The organism is Micromonospora sediminimaris (assembly GCF_016863575.1).
In the GTDB taxonomy this organism is placed as follows: domain Bacteria; phylum Actinomycetota; class Actinomycetes; order Mycobacteriales; family Micromonosporaceae; genus Micromonospora; species Micromonospora sediminimaris.
In genome coordinates this window covers 71,036-77,207 of the sequence record NZ_BOPD01000032.1, presented here as the reverse complement: position 1 = coordinate 77,207, position 6,172 = coordinate 71,036, and the positions used below count along the sequence as shown (strand labels likewise).

The following is a 6,172-nucleotide window of genomic DNA, read 5'->3' as shown; positions in this document are numbered from 1 at the left end:
GCCGAGCGGCGGCACCGGGTGCGGCAAGGCCCCGACGCTGTACAACGGCACGCACACCATCCAGAGCAACGGCAAGAGCCGCCAGTTCATCCTGCGCCTGCCGGCCAACTACAACAACAACAACGCGTACCGGCTGATCTTCGCGTTCCACTGGCGTGGCGGCACCATGCAGGAGATCTCCTCCGGTGGCACCAGCGGGAGCGCCTGGTCCTACTACGGCCAGCAGGAGCAGTCGAACAACAGCGCGATCCTGGTCGCGCCGCAGGGTCTCGGCAACGGGTGGGGCAACGCCGGTGGTGAGGACGTCACCTTTGTCGACGACATGATCCGCCGGATCGAGAGCGACCTGTGCGTCAACCCCAGGCAGCGCTTCGCCCTCGGCTTCAGCTGGGGCGGTGGCATGAGCTACGCCCTCGCCTGTGCACGGGCCACGGTCTTCCGGGCGGTCGCCGTGATCGCCGGTGCGCAGATCAGCGGTTGCAGCGGCGGTACCCAGCCGATCGCGTACTTCGGTCTGCACGGCATCTCGGACAACGTCCTCAGCATCGGCCAGGGCCGAGGGCTGCGCGACACCTTCGTCCGGAACAACGGGTGCAACGCTCAGAACCCGCCGGAGCCGGGTGCGGGCAGCCGTACGCACATCACCACGGCCTACTCCGGCTGCCGAGCCGGGTACCCGGTGCAGTGGGCGGCCTTCGACAACGGGCACATGCCGGGCCCGGTGGACGGGACCTACGCCGAGAGTGGCATCACCACCTGGACCAAGGGTGAGATCTGGCGCTTCTTCGCCCAGTTCTCCTGACCGGGCCGAGCGCGACGGCGGGTCGCGGCCTCCTGGCGGCAGTGGGAGCCAGGGGGTCGGGCCCGCCGACCCGTCGTGTCCCGGGTCAGCGTTGCAGGCGGGCCGGCTTGCCGGAGCCGCTGCGGCGGACCACCCAGGCCTCGGTGATGTGGGTGAACATCGCCGCCGCGGCCCCTTCCGGGTCGTGGGCGGCGATCCGCTCGTAGATGCGGCGGTGCCCGCGGTTCGATGCCACACACAGGGAACGCTCGGTGCGGCCCATGTACCGGGCGGTGTTCACCACCTGGCTCTCCAGCGCCCGGACGACGCCACGGGCGATGCGGTTCCCGGACGCCTGCATGATCAGGTCGTGGAAGGCCCGGTCGTGCTCGTGGTAGGTGACGTGATCGCCGACCAGCTCGTCCATCCGGTCCACCAGGGCGCGCAGCCGGTCGAGAGTCTCCTGGTCGGCGACCCGGGCGGCGACATTCGCCATGTCGGATTCCAGCAGGCGTCGGGTGACCACGAGGTCGTCGAGGATGGCGAGACTGTCGTCCTCGGCGATGGTGGCCCCGAGGACGAGCTCGTCGAGCATGTCCCACATCGAGGCCGGGGTGACCATGGTGCCGGCACCCTGGCGGACCTGCACCAGCCCCTTCTCCTGGAGGATCTTCACCGCCTCTCGGACGACTGTCCGACTGACGGAGAAGGTCTCGCAGAGCACGGGCTCCGGAGGCAGTGCCGTGCCGGACGGATGCACCCCGCGGACGATGCGTTCCACCAGCTCGGCGGTGACCGCCGTGGCGAGGTTGGTGGGGCGGCGCGCCCAGGCCGGGGCGGCCAGATTTTCCAGGGCCGTCTCCTGCGATGGCGTCATGTCCCCCTCCGATTGGCTCGTCGTGCCACGACGTCCAGGGCCAGTGTACGGCGGGACTGTTGACGTCAGACGTCATACGAGTTACGTTCTTGATCACGTTGGCTGCGGCAGGCCGTCAGCCACTCCCTTCAGAGGTGAACAACTATGAAACAACGAGCATTGTGGTCAGCCGTCCTCGTTGTGGGACTGGCGACGGCAGGTTGTGGAAGTGCCAGCGATACGGGGCCCTCGTCCGGTGGCGGGAACGACAAACTTGTGGTGTGGGACTGGAAGTCCGGCGAGCCTTCGGCTAAAGCGTATGTCGAGAAGGCGAAGGCCGACTTCTCCGCCAAGCACCCCGACGTGACGGTCGAGTTCGTCGCGCAGCCGTTCGACCAGTACTACACGCTGCTCGGCGGGGCCATTCAGTCCGGCAAGGGCCCGGACGTGATGCTGTTCAACGGCGGCGGTCAGATCCGCGACCGGGTCGACGCGCTGGTGCCCCTCGACGAGTACGTGGCCGAGGACAAGCAGCGCCTCGCCGGTTGGGACGCCTTCAGCAAGGACGGCAAGGTTTACGCCGGTCCGGTGACGCTGCAGGGGCACCCCATCTACTACAACAAGGCGCTCTACGAGAAGGCCGGGCTCGATCCGGCGAGCCCCGCCACCACCTGGGACAAGTTCCTCGCTGACTGCGCCGCCATCGGCAAGGCCGGCGCCAAGTGCTTCGCCCTGGGCAACAAGGAAGGCGCCGGAATCCAGTTCTGGATGTCGGCCCTCGGCTCCGGCATCCTCACCGCTCAGGAGTACGACGACTGGATCGCGGGCAAGCGCGACTGGAACTCGCCAAACGTGAAGCGGATCTTCGAGCTCTGGAAGGAGGCCGGCGACGCCGGCCTGAACAACGACGGGGCCAACTCGACCGCGATGTTCAACGACTCGTTCGCGCTCTTCCAGTCCGCCAAGGCCGCGCACGTCATCGGACTGATGTCGGACGTGGGGCACTGGAAGGACTTCAACGAGTTCCTGACGCCCGAGAAGCTCGGCGTGATGAGCGCTCCGGTGGTCACCGCCGGCACCACGCCGAGCCTGGCCTATGACGGCGGCATCGGGTACGGGGTGGCGAAGTGGACCAAGGACCCCAAGGTCGCCGCCGACCTGGTGCGATCGCTGACGTCGACCGAGGCGCTCCAGGCGTTCTACGCCGACGCCGGTGCGATCGCCGCCGACACCACAATCGACGTGTCGCAGGCCGGTCCGGCCGCCGCCACGATCGTCGCCGCGCTCAACAGCGGTAAGCCCGCCCTGCACGTGGCGCTCTCCTCGAAGACCCTGGACCTGATGGGGCGCGTCTCCCAGCAACTGCTCAGCGGCTCGATCAGCGTCGACGAGGCGGTGAAGCAGCTGGCAGCTTCCGACCAGGCAGGCTGATTTCGTGCCGATCGGAAACGCAGAGCCGTCGGTCCGTCCGGTTCCTCCCGGACGGGCCGACGGGGCGGCGGCCGGGTCCGCAGGCTCCCGTCGCGGTGGCGGCTCACGGTCCGTTCGCGGCGGCTCGCGGGCCGAGCGCTTCGCCCCTTACGTCCTGGTCGCACCCGCCATCCTGATCATCGTGGTGCTGCGGCTGTACCCGTTGCTGCTCGGCGTCAACTTCTCCTTCACCGGAGACGGCGAGCGCAACGGTCAGACGGTGGGCTTCGACAACTACCTTGAGTTGATCGAGGACCCGTTGTTCCGCACCGCGCTGGGCAACGTCGGGTTGCTGGTGCTGTTGCTTCCGGTGGCGGTGGCGATCCCCGGGCTGCTCGCGACGTTCATCTACCTCCGGGTGCCCGGGCACCGCTTCTACCGCAGCGTCTACTTCTTCCCGGCGGTGCTCTCACCTGTCATCGTCGGCGCGATCTTCAATCTGCTGCTCGCCTTCGACGGCCCGGTCAACGTCCTGTTCGAGGCGGCCGGGATCAGCCCGGTGGACTGGCTCGGGAATCCCGACGTCGCGATGTTCGTGGTGGTCGGCGTACATATCTGGGCCACCTTCGGAATGGCGCTTGTGGTGTTCCTGGCCGGCTTCGCGACCCTGGACGCCGCGCTGTTGGACGCGGCCCGGGTGGACGGTGCCTCGCTGGCCCAGGTCATCCGACACGTGATCATCCCGGGTCTGTCCCGCACCATCGCCTTCGTCGCCGTGACCACCATGGTCGGAATGCTGACCTCGATGTTCGGCCTGCTCTACGTGATGACCAGCGGCGGGCCGGAAGGGTCCACCTATCTCCCGGAGTACTACATCTGGATCCAGCAGGGCCAGATGAATCGGCCCGCCCTCGCCTCGGCCGCGTCGACGGTGCTCTTCGTGATCATGCTCGTCGTGGGGCTGCTCCAGGTGAAGCTGCTCAGGCGGGCGGGAGGTGAGGACTGATGTCCCGGGTACGACTGAGCCGGTGGCTGCTGGCCATCCCGATGTCGCTGCTCGCGCTGGCGACGATCTACCCACTGCTGTTCACCGTCAACGTGGCGATGAAGACCCGGCGCGACTACATCCTCGACCGGTTCTCCCTGACCGACACTCTGCGCTGGGACAACATCAGCGCGGCGTGGAACAGCGTCGGCATGGACCGGTACTTCGTCAACTCCCTGATCGTGGTGACGTCGTCGGTCCTCCTGCTGCTGTTGCTCGGGTCGATGGCCGGCTTCGCCCTGAGCCAGCTTCGGTTCCGTGGCTCCTCGGCGCTGTTCCTGGGCTGCCTCGCGGGCCTGTTCGTGCCGTTCCAGGTGATCATGGTGCCGCTCGCCCGGATCATGGCCGACACCGCCCTCATCGACACGTACCCCGGACTGATCCTGGTCTTCGTGGCCCAGTTCCTGCCCTTCACCGTCTTCCTGATGACGAGTTACTACAAGACCATCCCGCGGGAGATCATCGACGCGGCCAGGATCGACGGCAACAGTGTGTACGGCGTGTACCGCCGGATCATGCTGCCGTTGGGCACCCCGGCGCTGCTGTCGGTCGGCATCCTCAACGCGCTGTTCTGCTGGAACGACGTCCTGATGTCGCTGGTGATGATGCCGTCGGCGGATCACCGCACGCTCATGGTCGGCGTGACCTCGCTGCGTGGCCAGTACTCCGACGACATCCCCACCTTCGCCTCCGGGGTGCTGATCGCCGCGATACCGGTCCTCGTGGTCTACCTCTTTCTCCAGCGCCAGATCGCCGACGGCGTCGCCGCCGGCTCCACGAAGGGCTGAAATGCGCATCACCGGTTTTCGGACGCTCACCACGGTCCAGGAATGGGGGCGCCCGGTCGGCGACGCCAACGGCGTCTTCGCCGACGGGAGGGTCCCGGTACCGATCGTCGTCGTGGAGACCGACGAGGGGTTGTCGGGTGTCGGCATCGGCCCGCACGTCGAAATCGAGCGGATCTTCGCGGCCATCGACGGCGAAGATCCCCGTGCGGTGACGACGCTCTACGACCGCATGCTGCGACACACCTTCAAGGCCGGTCACGCCGGCCCGGTGTTCGGCACCATCGGCGCACTCGACACGGCACTGTGGGACATCAAGGCGCAGGCTGCCGGTCAGCCGCTGTGGCGGTTGCTGGGCGGCCGCGACCGCCGGGTCCCGGCGTACGCGTCCGGTCTCGACATCGCCCTGAGCGACGAGGAACTCGTCTCGGCGTACATCCGTTACGCCGAGCACGGGCTGCGGGCCGCCAAGCTCAAGGGCGGTCTCGACATCGAGCATGACCGACACCGGCTCCACCTGGTCAAGGAGGTCCTGGCCGAGGCCGGCCACGGACTGCGGCCGGGTCTGATGCTCGACGTCAACGAGGCGTGGACCCGCAAGCAGGCCGTCCGGCACGTCTGCGAACTCGAACGCACCCTCGACCTCATCTGGATCGAGGAGCCGGTCCGACGCTGGGACGCCGAAGGTCTCGCCGCCGTCGGCCGGGGGGTACGCGCCTCCGTCGCCACGGGGGAGAACCTCACCGGGCTGGAGCAGTACCGTCCGCTGATCGCCGCCGGCGCGGTCGACGTCGTCCAGACGTCCGCGGTCGGGGGAGTCACCCATTTCCTGCGGGTGTCCGCCCTGGCGCACGCCTACGACCTGCCGGTCAGCCCGATCGGCAACAGCCCGCTCGGGCTGCTGCACGCCGCCACCTCGGTGCCGAACCACCTGACCAGCGAGTTGCAGGACCTCTGGCCGCCGGTCGGTGTCTCCGTCGACGCGCACGTCGAGGACGGGTTCTTCGTCCTGGGTGACTCACCCGGACTCGGCCTCCGCGTGGACGAACAGCGGATCCAGGCCGTGGACCGGCACCCCGAGGCGCCGGCGGACGACGGCCCGAACGTCCGGCCGGAGCAGGCCGGGCGACGGCTGCTGGCGGCGACGGACGGCGTTCTGCCCGCCACCGCTGGCTTCCCACTGGCCCGGGCTGTCACCCCGGCACACAACAGCAACCAGGTGTCGCCGACCGGAAGTCACTGAACGGGACCGACGGTGGCGGCCGGTGACGCGAGCGGCGTGCGGAGTTGATACG

The 6,172-nt window shown here is 68.2% G+C and carries 6 protein-coding genes; 5 read left to right on the top strand and 1 reads right to left on the bottom strand.

Annotated elements, in window-relative coordinates; translation table 11 throughout:
• A partial coding sequence (locus tag Vse01_RS23615) for a CE1 family esterase (RefSeq protein ID WP_373870708.1) occupies window positions 1–802 on the top strand: 802 nt, incomplete at its 5' end.
• An 85-nt stretch (window positions 803–887) separates the two neighbouring features.
• On the opposite strand, the gene Vse01_RS23610 is transcribed toward Vse01_RS23615, so the two are convergent.
• A complete protein-coding gene (locus Vse01_RS23610; RefSeq protein ID WP_093403024.1) occupies window positions 888–1,658 on the bottom strand; it encodes a FadR/GntR family transcriptional regulator in 771 nt (256 codons plus the stop codon).
• A gap of 258 nt (window positions 1,659–1,916) precedes the next feature.
• Between Vse01_RS23610 and Vse01_RS23605 the strand changes: the two genes are divergently transcribed.
• The 4 genes from Vse01_RS23605 (at window position 1,917) to Vse01_RS23590 (ending at window position 6,120) form a co-directional block, all read left to right on the top strand.
• Window positions 1,917–3,068, top strand: a complete 1,152-nt coding sequence (locus Vse01_RS23605; RefSeq protein ID WP_232511162.1) for an ABC transporter substrate-binding protein — start codon at window positions 1,917–1,919, stop codon at window positions 3,066–3,068.
• A 181-nt stretch (window positions 3,069–3,249) separates the two neighbouring features.
• A complete protein-coding gene (locus tag Vse01_RS23600) occupies window positions 3,250–4,053 on the top strand; it encodes a carbohydrate ABC transporter permease (protein ID WP_232511163.1) in 804 nt (267 codons plus the stop codon).
• Window positions 4,053–4,880, top strand: a complete 828-nt coding sequence (locus Vse01_RS23595) for a carbohydrate ABC transporter permease (RefSeq protein ID WP_093403029.1) — start codon at window positions 4,053–4,055, stop codon at window positions 4,878–4,880. Before Vse01_RS23600 ends, Vse01_RS23595 begins: the two co-directional genes overlap by 1 nt.
• Window position 4,881: 1 nt before the next feature.
• On the top strand, window positions 4,882–6,120 hold the full coding sequence (locus Vse01_RS23590; protein WP_093403031.1) for a mandelate racemase/muconate lactonizing enzyme family protein: 1,239 nt from the start codon (window positions 4,882–4,884) through the stop codon (window positions 6,118–6,120).
• The last annotated feature ends 52 nt before the right edge of the window (window positions 6,121–6,172 follow it).